The organism is Vibrio sp. T9 (assembly GCF_003123985.1).
Lineage (GTDB): Bacteria > Pseudomonadota > Gammaproteobacteria > Enterobacterales > Vibrionaceae > Vibrio > Vibrio diabolicus.
Genome location: NZ_NIGY01000061.1, coordinates 1 through 466, shown reverse-complemented (window position 1 = coordinate 466; position 466 = coordinate 1). Strand labels below are relative to the sequence as shown.

Sequence of the window (466 nt, the reverse complement as noted above, 5' to 3'; positions counted from 1 at the left end):
GGTGCCCTCGACACCTCGGAGGCAGCAGCCGTGCCCGGTGTGCACGGACGATTCTTCTCACGTACCAGACATTGCCTGCCAGCCATCGTGACCCAGCTGTGGGAGCGTCGCGACGAGGCCAAGCGACAAGGCAACCAGGCGCAGTCCCAGTCGCTGAAGCTGCTGATGAATTCATTTGTCGGCGTGCTCGGTGCACCCAATTGCCGTTTCTTCGATCCCGAGCTGGTATCGGCCGTGACCCTGCGTGGTCACGATGTGATGCGTCGTACGCGCGAGCTGGTCGAGGCCGAAGGCTATGAAGTCATCTACGGCGACACCGACTCGATCTTCATCTGGCTGAAGCAGCGTCGCAGCGAAGCTGAGGCGTCCGCCATCGCCGATCATCTCGTGGAGCGCGTGAACCTCTGGTGGCGCGATCATCTGGCCGAAACACTCGGGCTGGAGAGCCAGCTCGACATCGAGTTCG

1 protein-coding gene is annotated in these 466 nt (G+C 62.2%); it reads left to right on the top strand.

From position 1 onward, the window contains the following. Positions 1 to 466: DNA polymerase domain-containing protein (locus CBX98_RS25415; protein WP_277949513.1), on the top strand; the 466-nt coding region annotated here is incomplete at both ends.